This window comes from Pyxidicoccus sp. M15, from assembly GCF_056858435.1.
Map to the genome: position 1 here is coordinate 5,853,363 of NZ_CM166495.1, position 19,152 is coordinate 5,872,514.

Annotated in this window: 5 protein-coding genes (1 of these 5 cut by a window edge); 3 read left to right on the forward strand and 2 right to left on the reverse strand. The window is 72.1% G+C overall.

Annotated features, from left to right (window positions below):
• On the forward strand, positions 1 to 12,795 hold the 3' portion of the coding sequence (locus ACX9TP_RS22050; RefSeq protein ID WP_482981695.1) for a non-ribosomal peptide synthetase. It extends 8,592 nt beyond the left edge of the window; only the last 12,795 of its 21,387 coding nucleotides appear in the window; its start codon lies off the left edge, out of view; it ends in the stop codon at positions 12,793 to 12,795.
• Positions 12,796 to 12,886: 91 nt separating this feature from the next.
• Here the strand turns inward: ACX9TP_RS22050 and ACX9TP_RS22055 are convergent, their stop codons facing one another.
• Together ACX9TP_RS22055 and lon are read right to left on the reverse strand one after the other, a co-directional pair.
• Complete coding sequence (locus tag ACX9TP_RS22055; RefSeq protein ID WP_482981696.1) at positions 12,887 to 13,828, reverse strand: N-acetylmuramoyl-L-alanine amidase family protein; 942 nt, start codon at positions 13,826 to 13,828, stop codon at positions 12,887 to 12,889.
• 293 nt (positions 13,829 to 14,121) lie between these two features.
• The gene (gene lon, locus ACX9TP_RS22060) at positions 14,122 to 16,602 is read right to left on the reverse strand and encodes an endopeptidase La (RefSeq protein ID WP_482981697.1); all 2,481 of its coding nucleotides are present in this window, start codon (positions 16,600 to 16,602) and stop codon (positions 14,122 to 14,124) included.
• 263 nt (positions 16,603 to 16,865) lie between these two features.
• On the opposite strand from lon, the gene ACX9TP_RS22065 reads away from it, so the two are divergent.
• Together ACX9TP_RS22065 and ACX9TP_RS22070 are read left to right on the forward strand one after the other, a co-directional pair.
• Positions 16,866 to 18,083 carry a vWA domain-containing protein gene (locus tag ACX9TP_RS22065; RefSeq protein WP_482981698.1) on the forward strand — a complete coding sequence of 406 codons (1,218 nt, stop codon included), beginning with the start codon at positions 16,866 to 16,868 and terminating at the stop codon, positions 18,081 to 18,083.
• 180 nt (positions 18,084 to 18,263) lie between these two features.
• The gene (locus ACX9TP_RS22070) at positions 18,264 to 19,151 is read left to right on the forward strand and encodes an ImuA family protein (protein ID WP_482981699.1); all 888 of its coding nucleotides are present in this window, start codon (positions 18,264 to 18,266) and stop codon (positions 19,149 to 19,151) included.
• The last annotated feature ends 1 nt before the right edge of the window (position 19,152 follow it).

Consider the following 19,152-nt stretch of genomic DNA (forward strand, 5'->3'; position numbering starts at 1 on the left):
GGGGAGCTGGAGGGGCTCATCGGCCTCTTCGTCAACACGCTGGTGATGCGCTCGCGCGTGGACGCGCGCAGGTCCTTCCGCGACGTGCTGCACCAGGTGAAGGAGGCGGCACTGGGCGCGTACGCGCACCAGGACCTGCCCTTCGAGCGACTGGTGGATGCGCTGAAGCCGGAGCGCGACCTGAGCCGCAATCCGCTCGTCCAGGTGCTCTTCGCGCTGCAGAACACGCCGCTGCCCGAGCTGCGGCTGCCGGGGCTGTCGCTGAGCCCGCTCCAGGTCGATGACCTCCCCGTGAAGTTCGAGCTGGAGCTGAACCTCGCGGAGTCGGACGGGGGCTACGCCGGCTTCCTCGGCTACAACACGGACCTGTTCGAGGCGACCACCGCCCGTCGCATGGTGGAGCACTTCCGCGTGCTCGTGGAGTCCGTGGTCGACCGGCCCGATGCGCCGCTGTCCTCCGTGTCCATGCTCACCGGGGCCGAGCGCCAGCAGGTGCTGGTGGACTGGAATGCCACGGCCTCGGAGTACCCCCGGGGCCTCACGCTGCCCGAGGTGTTTGCCCAGGTGGTGGCTCGCCAGCCGGACCGGGTGGCGGTGGAGCTGGACGACGAGCGGCTCACCTACCGGGAACTGGACGCCCGCGCGAACCAGCTCGCGTGGTTCCTGCGCAGCCTGGGGGTGTCCACCGACTCGCGCGTGGCCATCGCCCTGGACCGCTCCGTGGAGCTGGTGGTGGCGCTGCTGGCCATCCTCAAGGCGGGCGGCGCCTACGTGCCGTTGGACCCGTCCTACCCGCGCGAGCGGCTCGCGGCGATGGTGGAGGATGCGCGTCCGACGGTGCTCCTCACCACGGACAACCTGCGGCTCGGCATGCCTTCCGCGGGAATGCGCACGGTGCTGCTCGACGAGCTGTCCATGGCGGGCCAGCCGACCGCCGCGCCTCCCGTCACGTCGCTTCCCGACAGCCTCGCGTACATCGACTTCACCTCCGGCTCCACCGGCCGGCCCAAGGGCGTCGGGACTCCGCAGGCGGCCGTGCTGCGCACCCTCTTCGGCGTCGACTACGCGCACCTCGGACCCGACGAAACGTTCCTCCTCATCGCGCCCATCTCCTTCGACGCCTCCACGCTGGAGCTGTGGGGCCCGCTGCTGCACGGTGGGCGATTGGTCGTCTTCCCGCCCGGCTCGCCGTCCGACGTGCATGAGCTGGAGGCGGTGCTGGTGCGCCACGGCGTGACGACACTCCACCTCACCGCGGGCCTCTTCTCGCAGATGGTGGACAGCCACCTCGAGGGCCTGCGCACGGTGAAGCAGCTCCTCACCGGTGGTGACGTGGTCTCCGCGCCGCATGTGCGCCGCGTCCTGGAGACGCTGCGCATTCCGGTGACGGCCTGCTACGGGCCCACCGAGACGACGCTGTTCGCCTCCTGCCACCGGATGACGCGCGTGGAGCAGGCACAGGGTGGGGTGCCCATTGGCCGCCCCATCGGCAACACGCGGGTGTACGTGCTGGACGCGCAGGGCCAGCCGGTGCCCGTGGGCGTCACGGGCGAGCTGTTCATCGGCGGTGACGGCGTGGCGCGCGGCTACGTGGAGCAGCCGGCCCTCACGGCGGAGCGCTTCGTACCGGACGCCTTCTCCGGCGTGCCCGGCGCACGCCTGTACCGCACCGGAGACCTGACCCGCTGGCGGCAGGACGGCGTGCTGGAGTTCCTGGGCCGCGCCGACGCGCAGGTGAAGGTGCGCGGCTACCGCATCGAGCTGTCGGAGGTGGAGTCCGCGCTGCGAAAGCACCCGGACGTGGCCGAGGCGGTGGTGGTGGCCCGAGCGGCCACCGCCAGCGACAAGCACCTGGTGGCGTACGTGACGCCGCGCGAGGGCCACGCGCTGGAGCCCGGGGCCCTGCGTGACGCACTGGGCGGCGCGCTGCCGGAGTACATGGTGCCGTCGGCCTTCGTGGTGCTGGAGGCCCTGCCGCTGACGTCCCAGGGCAAGGTGGACCGCAAGGCCCTGCCCGCGCCGGACTTCGCGTCCAGCGCGCGTGAGGGCTACGTGGCCCCGCGCACCGCCACCGAGCAGGCGCTGGCCGGCGTCTTCGCGGAGGTGCTTGGGCTGGAGCAGGTGGGCCTGCACGGCCACTTCTTCGAGCTGGGCGGACACTCGCTGCTGGCCACGCGCGTCGTCGCCCGGCTGCGCGCCACGCTGGGCGTCGAGCTGCCCATCCGTGAGCTCTTCGAGGCCCCCACCGTCGTCGCGCTCGCCGAGCGAATCGACCGGCGGGGCCGCACCGGTGGGGCCGGGGCCGCACCGCCGCTCACCCCGAGGGCGGACCGGAGCGCGGCGCCGCCGCTGTCCTTCGCGCAGCAGCGGCTGTGGTTCCTGGACCAGCTCGAGCCGGGAAGCAGTTCCTACAACGTGCCCGCGGCGGTGAGGCTCACGGGCCCGGTGGATGCGAAGGTGCTGGAGCGGGCCTTCCATGCGCTGTCGCTGCGCCACGACTCGCTGCGCACGACGTTCCGCGCGGACCACGGCGTGCCCGTGCAGGTCATCTCCCCGGAGCCGGTGCTCGACTTCCGCGTGGTGGACCTGGGCACGGTGACGGCCTCCGAGCGCGAGGCCGAGGAACGCCGGCAGGTGGAGCAGGAGGCGCGGCGTCCCTTCAACCTGGAGCGCGGGCCCCTGTTCCGGGCGGCGCTGGTGACGCTGTCCTCCGAGGAGCACGTGCTGGTGCTGGTGCTGCACCACATCGTCTCCGACGGCTGGTCGGCGGGCGTGCTCGTCCGGGAGCTGGCGGCCCTCTACGACGCCTTCACGCGCGACCTGCCGTCGCCACTGCCGGCGTTGCCCGTGCAATACGCGGACTACGCGGTGTGGCAGCGCGGCTGGCTCCACGGAGACGTGCTGGCGTCGCAGCTCGACTGGTGGAAGCAGCAACTGGCCGGAGCGCCGCCGCACCTGGAGCTGCCCACGGACCTGCCGCGCCCGCCCGTCCTCTCGCGTCGAGGTGTCCGGGTGCCGGTGCGCCTGTCCCGGCGGCTGAGCGACGCGCTCAACGCGCTGGCCCAGCGTGAGGGGGCAACGCCCTTCATGCTGTTGCTGGCGGCGTACCAGGCGGTGCTGGCGCGCTACTCCGGGCAGGAGGACATCGTCGTCGGCTCGCCCATCGCCGGCCGCCGGCATGCGGAGACCGAGGGACTCATCGGCTTCTTCGCGAACACGCTCGTCCTGCGCGCGAGGCCCGAGGGTGCGCTGTCGTTCCTCGAGCTGCTGCGGCAGGTGCGGGAGATGACGCTCGGTGCCTACGAGCACCAGGACATCCCCTTCGAGAAGCTGGTGGAGGAGCTCCAGCCGGCGCGTGACCTGAACCGCTCTCCGCTCTTCCAGGTCCTCTTCGTCCTGCAGAACGCTCCGGTGCAGGAGGTGCGCCTGCCCTCACTGTCGTTCCGGTCCATGGACGGCGTCGGTGGGGACCTGGCCAAGTTCGAGCTCGGACTCGACCTGTCCGAAACGGCCGAGGGCTTCCAGGGCCACCTGCAGCTGAGCGCCGACCTCTTCACGGAGGCCACGGGCCTGCGCATGGCGCGGCACCTCCAGGTGCTGCTGGAGGCCGTCGCCGCCCATCCGGAGCTGCGCCTGTCCGAGCTGGACCTGCTGACGCCCGCCGAGCGCGAGCAGGTGCTGCGCGGATGGAACGACACCGCGGCGGACGTCCCGGTGGACTCCACCTTCCACCAGGCCTTCGAGCTCCAGGCGGCCCGCACTCCCGACGCGGCCGCCGTGTCCTTCGAGGAGTCCGTCCTCTCCTTCGCGCAGCTCGAGGCGCGGGCCAACCAGCTCGCGCACCACCTGCGCGCGCTGGGCGTGGGCCCCGACGTGCCGGTAGCGCTGTGCTTCGAGCGCGGCGTGGAGATGGTCGTGGCGCTGCTGGGCGTGATGAAGGCCGGTGGCGCCTACGTGCCCATGGACCCGGCATGGCCCACGCAGCGGCGGGACTTCACGCTCCAGGACTGCGCCGCGCCGGTGCTGCTGACCCACCGGCATCAGGTGGACGGCTGGACGCCCGCGGTGCCTCGCGTGGTGTGCCTCGACGCGGCGGATGCGCTGCCGGCCTCGCTGCCCTCGCGGGCCCCCGCGCCGGCTGCCTCCGCGGACAACCTCGCGTACGTCATCTACACGTCCGGGAGCACGGGCACGCCCAAGGGCGTCATGGTGCGGCACCGCTCGGTGCTCAACCTGCGCCAGGCACTGGCGCGCACGGTGTACGCCGGCCAGCCCGCGGGGCTGCGCGTGAGTGTCAACGCGCCGCTGGCCTTCGACGCCTCCGTGAAGCAGCTCATCCAGCTGCTCGACGGCCACTGCCTGTGCATCGTCCCCGAGGCCACCCGACAGGACCCGGAAGCGATGCGGGGCTGGCTGCGGCGGCACCGCGTGGACGTGCTGGACTGCACCCCGTCGCTGCTGCGGCTGCTGGTGCGGGACGGCCTGCTGACAGACGCGAGCGCGCCGCGCCTGCTGGTGCCCGGAGGTGAGGCCATCGACGAGGCGCTGTGGCGGGAGCTGGCCGCCGCGCCGCGCACGCGCACCTTCAACGTCTACGGCCCCACCGAGTGCACCGTGGACGCCACCGCCTTCGCGGTGCGCCCCGGCTCCCGTCCCTCCCTGGGCGGGCCGCTGGCCAACGTGCGGGTGTACGTGCTGGATGCGCACCTGCGGCCGGTGCCGCCGGGCGTGCCCGGAGAGCTGTTCATCGCCGGAGCGGGACTGGCACGCGGCTACCTGCGCCGGCCCGCGCTCACGGCGGAGCGCTTCCTGGCGGACCCGTTCAGCGCCACGCCGGGCGCGCGCATGTACCGCACGGGAGACCGGGCGCGGTGGCGTGACGACGGCACGCTGGAGTACCTGGGCCGCACCGACTTCCAGGTGAAGCTGCGCGGCTTCCGCATCGAGCTGGGAGAAATCGAGTCCGCGCTGGCGCAACACCCGGCCGTGCGCGAGTCCCTGGTGCGGGTGCGCGAGGACGTGCCCGGCAACCCGCGCCTCGTGGCGTATTTCACGCACCCGGACACCGCGCCGGACTCGGCGGCGCTGCGTGCATTCCTCAAGCAGCGGCTGCCGGAGTACATGGTGCCCACGGCCTTCGTGCCGCTGAAGGCGTTCCCCCTCACGCCCAACGGCAAGGTGGACCGCGCGGCGCTGCCTGTACCGGACGGCGCCTCCTCCGGGGTCGCCTACGAGGCGCCGGCCACTCCCACCGAAGAACAGCTCGCGGCCATCTGGGCCGAGGTGCTGCGGGTGGAGAAGCCGGGCCGCCACGACGACTTCTTCGCGCTGGGTGGCCACTCGCTGCTGGCCACGCAGGTGGTGTCGCGCGTGCGGAGCACCGTGGGGGTGGAGCTGCCACTGCGAGAGCTGTTCGAGTCACCCACCGTGGCCGGGCTCGCCGCCCGCGTGGAGGCCCTGGCGGGCTCCTCCGTGAAGGCGCCGCCGCTGGTGCCCGTGCCGCGCACCGGCGCACTGCCGCTGTCCTTCGCGCAGCAGCGCCTGTGGTTCCTCGATAGGCTGGAGCCCGGGAGCGCCTTCTACAACATGCCCGTCGTGCTCTGGCTGGAGGGCACGCTGGACGTGGGAGCGCTGGAGCGCGGCCTGACGGAGCTGGTGCGCCGCCACGAGGTGCTGCGCACCACCTTCCAGGACGGCCCCGTCCAGGTCATCCACGCCCCCGAGCCCGTGTCCCTGCCCGTGGTGGACCTGACCTCGCTGCCCGAAGCCGCGCGCGAGGCCGAGGCCCGGCGGCTGGCCCACGAAGAGGCGCGGCGCCCGTTCGACCTGACGCGCGGCCCGCTGCTGCGCGCCTCGCTGGTGCGGGTGTCCGAGTCCCGGCACCTGTTGCTGGTGATGATGCACCACATCGTCTCGGACGGCTGGTCCATGGGCGTGCTGGTGCGCGAGTCCGCGGCGCTCTACGCGGCCTTCCGCGAGGGCCGTGCTCCCGAGCTGCCCGTGCTGCCCGTGCAGTACGCGGACTACGCGCTGTGGCAGCGCGAGTGGCTCCAGGGCGAGGCCATGGAGGCGCAGCTCTCCTGGTGGCGTGAGCACCTCACGGGCGCGCCGCCGGTGCTGGAGGTGCCCACCGACTTCCCCCGTCCGGCCGTGCAGGGCCGGCAGGGCGCCATGCTCACGCGCGTGCTGCCGCGCGAGCTGGTGGCGTCGCTCCACGCGCTGTGCCGCCGCGAGGGCGCCACGCTGTTCATGGCCCTGCTGGCGGGCTTCGAGGTGGTCCTCTCGCGCCACTCCGGCCAGGAGGACTTCGTCGTCGGCACGGACATCGCGAACCGGAACCGGGCGGAGACGGAGGGGCTCATCGGCTTCTTCATCAACCAGCTCGCCGTCCGCGCGCGGCTGGAGGGCGACCCGTCCTTCCACGAGCTGTTGGGGCGCGTGCGGCGGGCCACGCTCGGCGCCTACGCGCACCAGGACGTGCCCTTCGAGGAGGTCGTCCGCGCGCTCAACCCCGAGCGCAGCCAGGGCCACGCGCCGCTGTTCCAGGTGAAGCTGGTGCTCCAGAACCAGCCCGTCACCGAGCTGACGGTGCCCGGGCTCACCTTGCGCGGCGAGCCTGTGGACGCGGGCACGTCACGCCTGGACCTCACGCTGTCCATGGCGGAGACGGCCCGGGGCCTGGAGTGCGCCTGCGAGTACCGCACGGACCTCTTCACGGAAGAAACGGTGGACCGGCTCGTGCGGCACCTGGGCACGGTGCTGGAGGCCGCGGTGGCGCGGCCCGAGGCGCGTGTGTCCACGCTCTCCCTCCTGTCCTCGGAGGAGCAGCGTCAGGTCCTCGTGGAGTGGAACGCCACGGAGCGGGACTTCCCCCGCGACGCGTGCGCGCATCAGCTCTTCGCCGCCCAGGCGACACGCACGCCCGACGCGGTCGCCGTGCGCTTCGAAGGTCAGTCGCTCTCGTATGCGGCGCTCGAGGCGCGGGCCAACCAGCTCGCGCACCACCTGCGCGCGCTGGGCGTCCGGCCCGACGTGCCGGTGGCGCTGTGCGTGGAGCGCTCGCTGGAAACGGTGGTCGGCATCCTCGGCATCCTCAAGGCCGGGGGCGCCTGGGTGCCCCTGGATGCGAGCCAGCCGGTGGAGCGGCTCACGTACATGCTGCGCGACAGCGCGGCGCCGGTGCTCGTCACGACGGAGGCTCTCGCTGACGAGCTGCCTTCAGGGGATGGACAGCTCGTACTGCTGGACGCGGACGCGGCGCTCATCGACGCGCGGCCCACGACGGCTCCCGAGAGTGGCGCGGGCGCGGACAGCCTGGCCTACGTCATCTACACGTCGGGCAGCACGGGCCGTCCCAAGGGGACGCTGCTCCAGCACCGGGGCCTGTGCAACACGGCGCTGCGGGCGGGCGCGGCCATGTCGCTGCGGCCCGGCAGCCGGGTGCTGCAGTTCTTCTCCATCGGCTTCGACGCCTCCGTGTGGGAAGTCTTCGGAGCGCTGCTCTCCGGCGCCACGCTGGTGCTCGCTCCGAGGGAGCGCCTGCTGCCGGGGGCGCCGCTGCGCACGCTGGCCCGAGAGGAGTCCATCTCCGCCGTCACCCTGACGCCGTCGGTGCTGGCTCAGGTGGCACCGGAGGACTTCCCGTCGCTGGAGACGCTCGTCTCCGCGGGAGAGGCGCTCACCTCCGAGGTGGTGGAGCGCTGGGGGGGCCGCGTGCGGCTGCTCAACGCGTACGGCCCCACGGAGGTGACGGTGTGCGCCTCCATCTCCGAGCCGCTGCGGCCCGGAGAGACTCTGAACATCGGCCGGCCCTGGGCCAACCTCCAGGTGTACGTGGTGGACGCGGCGCTGCACGCGCTGCCGGTGGGCGTCCCCGGAGAGCTGTGCGTCGGCGGCGTAGGCCTGGCGCGGGGCTACCTGGGACAGCCGGACCTCACCGCCGAGCGCTTCGTGCCCGATTCGTTCTCGGGCACGCCCGGTGCGCGGATGTACCGCACCGGAGACCGGGCGCGCTGGCGGGCCGACGGCACGCTGGAGTACCTCGGGCGCACGGACCTCCAGGTGAAGCTGCGCGGCTTCCGGATTGAATTGGGCGAAGTGGAGTCCGCCCTGGCGCGCCTCCCGGCCGTGCGTGAAGCCGTGGCCGTGGTGCGCGAGGACGCCCCCGGCGACAAGCGCCTGGTGGCGTACGTGGTGGCGGAGGAGGGGACCCCGGTGGACGTGGCCTCGCTGCGTCAGGCGCTCAAGGAGCGGCTGCCGGAGTACATGGTGCCTTCCGCCATCGCCGTGCTGCCCGCCCTGCCGCTGACGTCCAACGGCAAGGTGGACCGCAAGGCGCTGCCCGCGCCGGAAGGCGCGCTGGCGGTCCGGGCCCGGGAGTACGTGGCGCCGCGCACCGCGCTGGAGGCACAGCTCGCCTCGCTCTGGATGGAGTTGCTGCACGTGGAGCGCGTGGGCGTCCACGACGACTTCTTCGAGCTGGGAGGCCACTCGCTGCTGGCCACGCAGGTGGTGTCGCGCCTGCGGAGCACCGTGGGCGTGGAGGTGCCCCTGCGCGTCCTCTTCGATGCGCCCACCGTGGAAGCGCTCGCCGTGCAGGTGCAGCAGGCGACGCGGAGCCTCGCGCTGCCCCCGCTCCGTCCCGTGCCGCGAGCCGGCCCGTTGCCGCTGTCCTTCGCGCAGCAGCGCCTGTGGTTCCTGGACAGGCTGCAGCCGGGCGGGGCGACGTACAACGTGCCCACCGTGCTGCGCGTGGAGGGCCGGCTGGACGTGGCGGCCCTGGAGCTCGCCTTCACGGAGCTGGTGCGCCGGCACGAGAGCCTGCGCACCCGCTTCCCGGACGAGGGCGGCGTCCCCGTCCAGGTCATCTCGCCACCGGCGCCGTTCCGGCTGGGGGTGACGGACCTGCGCGCAGGCAAGGCCGAGGCACTGCGGCTGGCACGTGAGGAGGCGGCCCGTCCCTTCGACCTGGCGCACGGGCCGTTGTTGCGCGTCTCGCTGCTGCGCCTTTCCGAGGAGCGGCACCTGTTGCTGCTCACGCTGCACCACATCGTCTGTGATGGCTGGTCCTCGGGCGTGCTCGTCCGAGAGCTGGAGGCCCTCTACCTCGGCTTCGTCGCGGGAAGCGCTTCGTCCCTGCCGGAGCTGCCGCTCCAGTACGCGGACTACTGCGTCTGGCAGCGCGAATGGCTGCGTGACGAAGTCCTGGAGTCGCAGCTCACCTATTGGAAGGAACACCTGGCCGGGGCGCCGCATGCGCTGGAGCTGCCCACGGACTTCCCGCGTCCTCCCGTGCCGTCCTCCCGGGGCGCGAGCTTCGAGTTCCAGCTCACCCCCGAGCTGTCGCGCGCGCTCCAGTCCCTGTGCCGCGAGGAGGGCGTCACCCTCTTCATGGCCCTGCTGGGCGCGTTCCAGGTCGTGCTGTCACGTCACTCCGGACAGGACGACGTCGTCGTCGGCACGCCCATCGCCGGCCGGCGCTTCGCGGAGCTGGAGGGACTGGTGGGCCTCTTCATCAACACGCTCGCCCTGCGGACGCGACTGGATGGAGACCCGTCCTTCCGCGCGCTGCTGGGGCGCGTCCGCGAGACGACGCTCGGCGCGCAGGCGCACCAGGACATCCCGTTCGAGAAGCTGGTGGAGGAGCTGCGGCCTCAGAGAGACCTGGGCCGCTCGCCGCTGTTCCAGGTGATGCTCATCCTCCAGAACACGCCCGACGCGGCGACGCCGGGCGCGCGCGGGGATGGCTCGCTCTCGCTCCATCCCGTCGAGGTGGAGAGCGACACCGTCAAGTTCGAGCTCACCGTGGGCTTCGTCGAGACGCCCGACGGCGTGCGCGGTCGGATTGGCTACCGCACGGACCTGTTCCGTGAGGAGTCCGTGCGCCGGCTGGTCGACCACCTGCGAGTGCTCCTGGAAGCCGTCACCGTCAGGCCGGAGCTGCGCCTGTCCGAGCTGCGCCTGCTGACCGCCGAGGAGCAGCAGCGGCTCCAGGTGGACTTCCAGGGTCGTGAGGAGGCGTACCCGCGCGACGTGTGCCTGCACTCACTCATCGAGGCGCAGGTGTCACGCACGCCGGATGCGGAGGCGGTGCGCTTCGAGGACTCGGCGCTCAGCTACGCGCAGCTCGACGCGCGAGCCAACCAGCTCGCGCGGCACCTGCGCTCGCTGGGGGTGGGGCCGGAGACGCGCGTGGGCGTGTGCCTGGAGCGCTCGCTGGAGCTGGTGGTGGCGCTGCTGGGCGTGCTGAAGGCGGGCGGCGCGTACGTGCCGTTGGACCCGGCGTACCCTCGCGAGCGCCTGGCGTGGATGCTGGAGGACTCGGACGCCTCGGTGCTCCTCACCCAGCGGGGGCTGAAGGACGTGTTGCCCTCGCACTCCGCGCGGGTGCTGTGCCTGGATGGAGATTGGGACGCGGTGGCGCGTGAGGAGGCTTCCCGGCTGGCTCCGCTCGCAGGCCCGGACTCCCTGGCCTACGTCATCTTCACCTCGGGAAGCACGGGCCGGCCGAAGGGGGCGATGAATGCGCACGCCGGCATCGTCAACCGCCTGCTGTGGATGCAGCGGGAGTACGGGCTGACGTCGGCCGACACGGTGTTGCAGAAGACGCCGTTCAGCTTCGACGTGTCCGTGTGGGAGTTCTTCTGGCCACTGATGACGGGCGCGCGGCTGGTGCTGGCGCGGCCCGGTGGGCACCAGGACCCCGCGTACCTCGTGCGACTGATGGAGCAGGAGCGCGTCACCACCGCGCACTTCGTTCCGTCCATGTTGCAGGCCTTCGTGGAGGAGCCCGGGCTGGAGCGGCTGACGCAGCTGCGTCGCGTGGTGTGCAGTGGCGAGGCGCTGCCCGCGCCGGTGGTCCGCCGGGCCCAGGCCCGGCTGCCAGTGGCGGAGGTCCACAACCTCTACGGCCCCACGGAGGCGGCGGTGGACGTCACGTACCACGCGTGCCCGCGAGACGACGCACGGCCCGTGGTGCCCATCGGCCGGCCGGTGGCGAACACGCGCATCCACGTGGTGGACCGTCATGGGCAGCTCGCGCCGGTGGGCGTGCCCGGTGAGCTGCTCATCGGCGGCATCCAGGTGGGCTGGGGCTACTGGCGCCGGCCGGAGCTGACGGCGGAGCGCTTCGTTCCGGATGCGTTCTCCGGTGTCCCCGGGGCGCGGCTGTACCGCACGGGTGACCTGGCGCGCTGGCTGCCGGATGGCACGCTGGAGTACCTGGGCCGGCTCGACTTCCAGGTGAAGCTGCGCGGCTTCCGCATCGAGCTGGGTGAAGTCGAAGCCGCCCTGCGCGCGCACCCGGGCGTGGGTGACGCGGTGGTGGTGGCGCGCGACGACGGCCCCGGTGGCATGCGACTGGTGGCGTACGTGGTGCCGACGGCCTCCGGTGCTCCGAGCGGAGCTCCCAGGACGGGGGGCGCTGCACAGGAGCGCACGTCCTCGGGCTCGCCCAGCGGGAATCCGTCGCAAGAGGCCCAGACGCAGGAGCGCGGCCAGGGGCTGACAGCCTCCGGTGCTCCAGGTGGAGCCTCGCCGCTGGACGTGACGGAGCTGCGCACCTTCCTGTCACAGCGGCTGCCCGCGTACATGGTGCCCTCGGCCTTCGCAGTGGTGAAGGCGCTGCCGCTGACGCCCAGCGGCAAGGTGGACCGCAAGGCCCTGCCGGCACCGGAGGACGGCGCGGCCTCCCCGGGCTCCGCATACGAGCCTCCGCGGACGCCACTGGAAGAATCCCTGGCCACGGTCTGGGCGCAGGTGCTGCGCATGGAGCCGGGGCGGGTGGGCCGGCGCGACGACTTCTTCGCGCTGGGTGGGCACTCGCTGCTGGCCACGCAGGTGATGGCGCGGCTGCGCGAAGCGCTCGGCGTGGATGTCCCGCTGCGCGCGCTCTTCGAGGCGCCCACCGTGGAGCGGCTCGCGGCCTGGCTGGAAGGCGCGAGGTCCGATGGTCCCGCGCGCCACTGCGTGACGCTGCAGGCGGAGGGCACGGGCACGCCGGTGTTCCTCGTCCACGCGGTGGGTGGCGCCGTGGGGCCGTACCGCGAGCTGGCCCGGAAGCTGGGGCGTCCCGTCTACGGGTTGCAGGCCACGGGACTCGACGGCCGCGAGCCTCCGCTGGACACAGTGGAGGCACTGGCCCGGCGGTACGTGGAAGCCGTGCGCGCGGTGCGGCCGGAAGGGCCGTATGTGCTCGGCGGCTGGTCCCTGGGCGGCGTGGTGGCCTTCGAGATGTCACGCGAGCTGGAGCGGCAGGGGCAGCGCGTGGAACTGCTGGTGCTGCTGGACAGCTTCACTCCGGTGGAGGGGATGTCCTCGCACGAGCCGGACGACACGCTGCTGCTCGCGGGCATGGCCATGGACCTGGCGCGTATGGCGGGCGCGGACCCGACACTGCGGCCCGAGCTGCTCGAAGGACGGACCGACGAGGAGCGGCTCTCCCGAGTGGCCCGGCACGCACGTGAGGCCGGCTGGCTTCCGCCGGAGGTGCGGGACGCGGACCTTCGCGCGTGGCGTGACGTGATGCGGGCGAACCTGCGCGCGCAGATGGCCTGGCGGCCCTTGGAGTATCGCGGGCCCGTGCTGCTGCTGCGCGCGAGGGACTCGCAGCGGGAGCACGCGGTGGATGCGACGCACGGCTGGTCGCGTTGGGTGACGTCCCAGCTCACGGTGGAGGACGTGCCGGGAGACCACTACAGCGCGCTGCGCACCCCGCACGTGGACGCGATGGCGACGCGGCTCATGCGGCACCTCGATGAAGCCTCGGAGGACGGCGGACAGCGCGGAGAGGGCTGAGCGGCGTCCCATGGACGGCGGAGTGGCCCGTGAAGGCGCGGGCCGCGTCCGCCCAGGGCCAGGCGGATGCGCCATCAGCGGCGGCGTCTGCTCAGGGCTGCGCCGCCGCGTTGGCTGCCGGTGACACGACCGGCGCGAGCGCGTCCACCAGCCCCTGGGCCACGGCGGCGGAGAACGCCTCCAGGGTGCGCTCCTCGCGCCAACGCGCGGCCTCCTCGAAGTCGAGCGCGTGGTGCGTCTCGATGATGACGGAGGGGATGGTCGGCCTGCGCAGCACGAAGATGCGCCGGTGCGTGGGCTCGTTCGGGCGTGCGACGAAGACACCGGGCTGCGCGGCATCCGGGGCATAGAGGCCCGTGTAGTCCACGCCGTCGTAGGTGCGGAAGCCGGCGCGGCCCAGGCTCCGTGCCAGTGCGCGGGCCAGCAGGGCCCGCTGGGAGCGCAGGGGCGCGTTGGCCTCCTCGGACCACAGCACGCTGAAGCCCGGGGATGCGTCCTGCCGGTAGCACTGCTGCCCCGGCACGGGCTCCCAGGGCAGGGCCATGCCCCGCGCATCCGAGTGCAGACTCAGCAGTGCGTGCGCATTCCAGCTCCGCGCGGCATTGAGGCGGGACGGGTAGGGGACGCGCTCGCCCGGCTTGCGGCTCAGGCGCACCCGGAAGTGGCCGGTGGCCTCCAGCCGCCTCGCCAGGTCCTCCGCCACGCGCAGGGTGAAGGACTCCTCGTCCTCGCAGGTGACGGAGCGATTGCCGGTGTTCCCCGCCGCGCCGTGCCCCGCGTCCAGGTAGATGCGCCGCTTCCCGAAGCCCGCCGGGAAGCGCACCTCGGCCACGGTGAGCGGCGCGCCCGGAGAGGGCCATGCGGGAGGCGGGGCCGTACTCGCACCCTTCGCGGGGGGAACGGAAGTCGGGGCCACCGTCCTGCCCGTACCGTCCGCCGATGGGACGGAGGGCTGCACCACCGCCTCCGACGCGAGCACGGGCGCGGAGAGCAGGGCGGCGCACAGTCCGAGCAGGGAGGTGGTTTTCAGCATGGCGGGTGTGACGCCCGGGGACGGAGCGGCGTTCCCAGTGTCCCCCGGCACGGAGCCCCGCGAAAGGGCAGCCCGGCGGTACGCCCGCCGCCCACCGCGTGCCTGCCCGGCGGGAGGGCCGGAGCCACATGCCCGCGGAGATGACGGGCAGTTCTTCAGGAGGGAACCTGCCCCTGTCCCCGTGCCTGCTCGTCCGGAGGGCCAGGAGCACGCCGCCCACCCGCAAAGACAACGGGCAGGTTCCCGTGAGGGAACCTGCCCGTGTCACTTCCTATCGGCCGTGAGGCCGTGCGCTAGGCGCGGACCTCGGGCTCCGCCGGCTTCTGCGCCAGCGGGGCCTCCTTGCCCGGCTCGCCGCCGCCGCTGGACGCCAGGCCCACCGGCATGGACTCCAGCGCCGCCTTGAGCACCTCGTCCATGTGCGTGACGAAGATGAACTCCAGCTCGTTGCGCGCCTGGTCCGGCACGTCGATGAGGTCCTTGCGGCACCGCTCAGGCAGGATGACCCGCTTGATGCCCGCCCGGTGCGCCGCCAGCACCTTCTCCTTGATGCCACCCACCGGGAGCACGAGGCCGCGCAGCGTGGCCTCGCCCGTCATCGCCGTGTCGTGCCGCACCCGGATGCCCGTCAGCAGGCTGGTGAGCGCGGTGAGGATGGTGACGCCCGCCGAAGGACCGTCCTTCGGAATGGAGCCCGCCGGGAAGTGCAGGTGCAGGTCCGTCTTCTCGAGGAAGTTCGGGCTGATGCCGAGCTGCTCCGCCTTGCTGCGCAGGTAGCTCAGCGCCGCGGTGGCGCTCTCCTTCATCACGTCGCCGAGCTGGCCGGTGAGCGTCATGCCGCCCTTGCCCGCCATCTTCGTCGCCTCGATGAAGAGCAGGTCGCCGCCCGCCGCCGTCCAGGCCAGGCCCGTGGCCACACCCGGCACCTCGGTCCGCTCGGCCACCTCGGAGTAGAACATCTCGGGCCCGAGGATCTCCTTCACCCTGTCGCCGTTGATGTTCTGCTTCTCCAGCTTCCCACCGGCCACCTCCACCGCCACCGCGCGGCAGATGTCCGCGATGCGGCGCTCGAGGTTACGCACACCGGCCTCACGCGTGTACGAGGTCGTCAGCGTCAGCAGCGCCTCGTCGGTGATGTCGATGTGGTCCGGGTTGAGCCCGTGCTCCTTGAGCTGCTTGGGCACCAGGTGGATGCGGGCGATGTTCTGCTTCTCCTCGAAGGTGTAGCCCGTCAGCTCGATGATCTCCATGCGGTCACGAAGCGGACCGGGGATGGGGTCGAGCTGGTTCGCCGTGGCGACGAACATGACCTTGGACAGGTCGAAGGCCACGTCGAGGTAGTGGTCGCTGAACGAGTTGTTCTGCTCCGGGTCCAGCACCTCGAGGAGCGCCGCGCTCGGGTCGCCGCGGAAGTCCGCGCCGAGCTTGTCGATCTCGTCGAGCATCATCACCGGGTTCTTGGTGCCGGCCTTCTTCATGCTCTGGATGAAGCGGCCGGGCAGCGCGCCGACGTAGGTACGCCGGTGGCCGCGGATCTCCGCCTCGTCACGCACGCCGCCCAGCGACAGGCGCACGAACTTGCGGCCCGTGGCCTTCGCCACGCTCTGGCCCAGCGACGTCTTGCCGACGCCCGGGGGACCCACGAGGCAGAGGATGGGGCCACGCATGTCGTTCTTCAGCTTGCGGACGGCCAGGTACTCCAGGATGCGCTTCTTCACCTTCTTGATGCCGAAGTGGTCCTTGTCGAGCTGCTGTCGCGCGTTCTCGATGTCGAGGTTGTCCTCGGAGATCTTCGACCACGGCAGGTCGGCAATCCAGTCGAGGTAGGTGCGCGAGACGGTGTACTCGCTGGAGGCCGCCGGAATGGTCTTCAGGCGGTTGAGCTCCTTCTGGGCCACCTTCTCCACGTCGGGCGGCAGGCCGGCCTTCTTCAGGCGCTCCTGCAGCTCGTCGAGCTCCTCCTCCTCCTCGCCCATCTCGCCGAGCTCTTCCTTGATCGCCTTGAGCTGCTGGCGCAGGTAGTACTCGCGCTGGGTCTTCGACATCTCGCCCTTCACGGCGGAGTCGATCTTGTTGGAGAGCTTGAGGATCTCGCGCTTGCGGTTGAGCAGCTCGAGCACGAGCTTCATCCGCGCCTTGAGGTCCACCGTCTCGAGGACGGCCTGCTTCTCCTCGATGGGCACGTCCACGTTGGCGGCGATGAGGTCCGCCAGGTGGCCGGGGTGGGTGATGCTCTCCACCAGCTCGGTGGCGGCGGCCGGCAGCTCGGGCATCAGCTCGATGACCTCGCGCGCCAGCTTCTTGAGGTTGATGCCCAGGGCCTCGACTTCGACGTTCTCCGAGGACGTCTTGTCCTCGACGGCGTCGACGCGGGCCTTCAGGTAGGGCGCCTCCTGGACCAGCTCCACCACGCGGAAGCGGGCCAGGCCCTGGACGACGAGCGAGTAGTTGTCCTCGCCCATCTTCAGCAGCTTCACGATGCGGGCGACGGTGCCCATGGTGTAGAGGTCGGAAGCGCCCGGGTCCTCCTCTTCGGCGCGGCGCTGCGTGACGACACCGATGACCTGGTCGTCGCGCACCGCGTCCTTGATGAGGGCAATGGTCTTCTGGCGGCCGACGGCCAGCGGAAGGACACCGCCCGGGAAGAAGACGCTGTTGCGCAGCGGCAGGATGGGCAGCACCTGCGGAATGTCTTCCTTGTTGATGAGCCCCGGCGGAGCCATCGCCGTCGGCATGGCGCTCGCGGAGGAGCCCTTCTTCTTCTCGTCGGACATGAAGTTCGGCCTCTTCTCTCGTTCTTGCTCAAGCCCGGCCAGCAAGCGACCGGGCCGGTGAACATCTGTCAGTTTTCTGCGGCAGATGAACCAACGTAACAACCAAAACGCCCCTGGCAAACGCGATGTGCGTTTTTCCACGCCCTCGTCGGATGCCCGACGATCCTCTGAAGTCTCGCGTCCTTGCGTGGGGTGGGGCATGCTTGCCCCCCCTGCTTGATGCGGCGCGCCGCCTGGGCGCGCCGTCCCCCTCGGAGATGCCCATGAAGCTCCGCACCCGTGCAACCCTGTTGCTGATGACGACCGCCCTGTGGGGGGCGGCGTGCAAGTCGCCCGTCGACGACCCGGGCTCCACCCTGCCAGGGAAATGCGAGGCCGAGTCCCCGGTCGTCTCCCCACAGAAGACGGACATCCTCTTCGTCATCGACAACTCGTCCTCCATGGCGGAGGAGCAGGAGGGCATCGCCCGGGAGCTGCCCGCCTTCGTGGAGGCCCTCAAGGAGGGGGGCGGCATCGCCCAGGACTTCCGTGTGGGCGTCATCACCACGTCCGTCTATCGGCGGGTGCTGTTCCAGGGGCAGGAGCAGGTGCGCTACTACGAGGAGGAGTCCGGGCGCCTGCGGCCCGTGCCGGACGCCTCGGGGCAGGCGACGGACGAGCACTTCATCGAGGGCTCGGACCCGTTCCTGGTGGAGAAGTTCCGCCGGCTGGTGGAGCAGGGCACGGAGGGGAGCGGGCAGGAGACTCCCTTCGAGGCGGTGAACCTGGCGGTGTCGGAGCCGCTGGCGACGACGGCCATCTCCGAGGGCGGCAACGCGGGCTTCCTGCGCGACGGCGCGCGGCTGCTCGTGGTGGTGGTGTCGGACGAGGAGGACTGCAGCTCCACCGAGCGCCCGCCGCCCGTGGTGCTCACCGAGGACACGTCGGTGGATCACTGCACGGAGCAGGGGGACAAGCTGACGTCGGTGGACGAGTACTTCTCCATCTTCCAGCGCCTGCATGACTCGACGGGTGCCTCCCGGGAGGTGCTGTGGGCCACCATTGGCCCGGTGGCGCTGTCCGACAAGCGAGCCGGTCTGGTTCAGGACGTCACGAGCGACGGTACGTTCGTGCGCAATGTCGACTGCCCGACGTCGAACGGGCCGGGCTTCCGGCAGCGGGCCCTGGCGGAGAGGTTCGACCAGGACGTGCGCAACCTCGACTCCATCTGCAAGGAGGGCTACCGGGACACGCTGCTGGGCATCGCCGAGCTGGCCACGGTGGCGCAGAGCATCGACGTGGTGAACCTGCCGGATCCGCGGCTGGCGAAGGTGGAGCTCACGCGCGCGGACGGCACGGTGGAGAGCTGCTCGGTGGCCGCGGGCGACCTGCGGTACGAGCCCTCGGGTGAGGACCGCTCCGCGCGCCTGTACTTCCTGGGCACGTGCCTGCGCCGCGGGGATGACACGAAGGTGGAAGTGAAGGTGATCTGCGCGGGCTAGCGGGCTGGCGCTCGCGCAGACCCTGGAGATCTCTCACGTCGTCCCCGCGGATCCGAGCTGACAGGTCTGATCCGCCGCCCCGTCGCCATGCGTCCTGTGCGGCGCATGTCAGACCCACGAGCATACTGAACGAGCGTCCAGACGACCGTTCGGGCTCAGGGGTTCTGGCGAGGAGGCGAGATGCGCGCGGCGGCGGAGCAGCGTGGGGAGGCGGGGGCAACGGGCGCGTCGGGCGCGGGCTCGGTGGTGGAGCAGCTGCGGGAGAAGATCCGCCAGCTGCAGGCGGCGCCCCGGCGCTACCTGGCGGTGCTGCGCACCGGGATGGACGCGGTGGACGCGCTGCTGCCCGCGGGCGGCTTCCCGCTGGGGCAGGCGGTGGAGCTGTGCGGCGAGGCGGCCTCGGGGCGCACCAGCCTGGCGCTGCGCGCGGTGGTGGCGGCGCACCGGGAGGAGCGGCTGTGCGCGTGGGTGGATGGCCCGCGTGAGCTGTACCCGCCCGCGGCGGCGGCGCTGGGCGTGGACCTGGAGCGGCTGCTCATCGTCCGGCCCCAGGCGCCTGAGCAGCGGGTGTGGGCGGCGGTGCAGCTTGCCCGCAGCGGGGCCTTTGCCTGCGTGGTGCTGGACCTGACGCGAGGGGTGGGCTCCACGGGGAGGACGCCACGAGTCTCATTGGCGGAGGCGCGCAAGCTGGCGGACGCGGCGGAGCGCGGGGGCGGGCTGCTGCTGCTGCTCACCTCGCCGGAGGCGCCGGCGGACGGGATGACGCGGCTTCGCACGGAGGCGCGCGACGGGAAGGGCTGGTCGGTGGAGGTGGTGCGCAGCCGGCAGGGAGGCACGGGGACGCGGGCGGAGCTGCCGTGGAGCGTGCTGTACCCGGAGCTGGGGCTGGAGGATGGCGGGCGGGTGCTGGACGTGGCGGAGGCCGGGGCGGATGCGACGCCGGACTTCCTGCGCGAGCAGGGCGGGGCGCTGCGCAACGGCTGCGGAATCCTCGGCCAGCGGCCCGGCCGTGACGCGCCCATGCCGTCCTTGCGCGAGGGCCTGGACGCGGCCGGCGTGGCGGGCTGAG

What these genes read in the sequence shown, in the direction of transcription:
- ACX9TP_RS22055 (WP_482981696.1), bottom strand. Translation starts at nt 13,828, where the DNA reads ATGCTGAAAACCACCTCCCTGCTCGGACTGTGCGCCGCCCTGCTCTCC.
- lon (WP_482981697.1), bottom strand. Translation starts at nt 16,602, where the DNA reads ATGTCCGACGAGAAGAAGAAGGGCTCCTCCGCGAGCGCCATGCCGACG.
- ACX9TP_RS22065 (WP_482981698.1), top strand. Translation starts at nt 16,866, where the DNA reads ATGAAGCTCCGCACCCGTGCAACCCTGTTGCTGATGACGACCGCCCTG.
- ACX9TP_RS22070 (WP_482981699.1), top strand. Translation starts at nt 18,264, where the DNA reads ATGCGCGCGGCGGCGGAGCAGCGTGGGGAGGCGGGGGCAACGGGCGCG.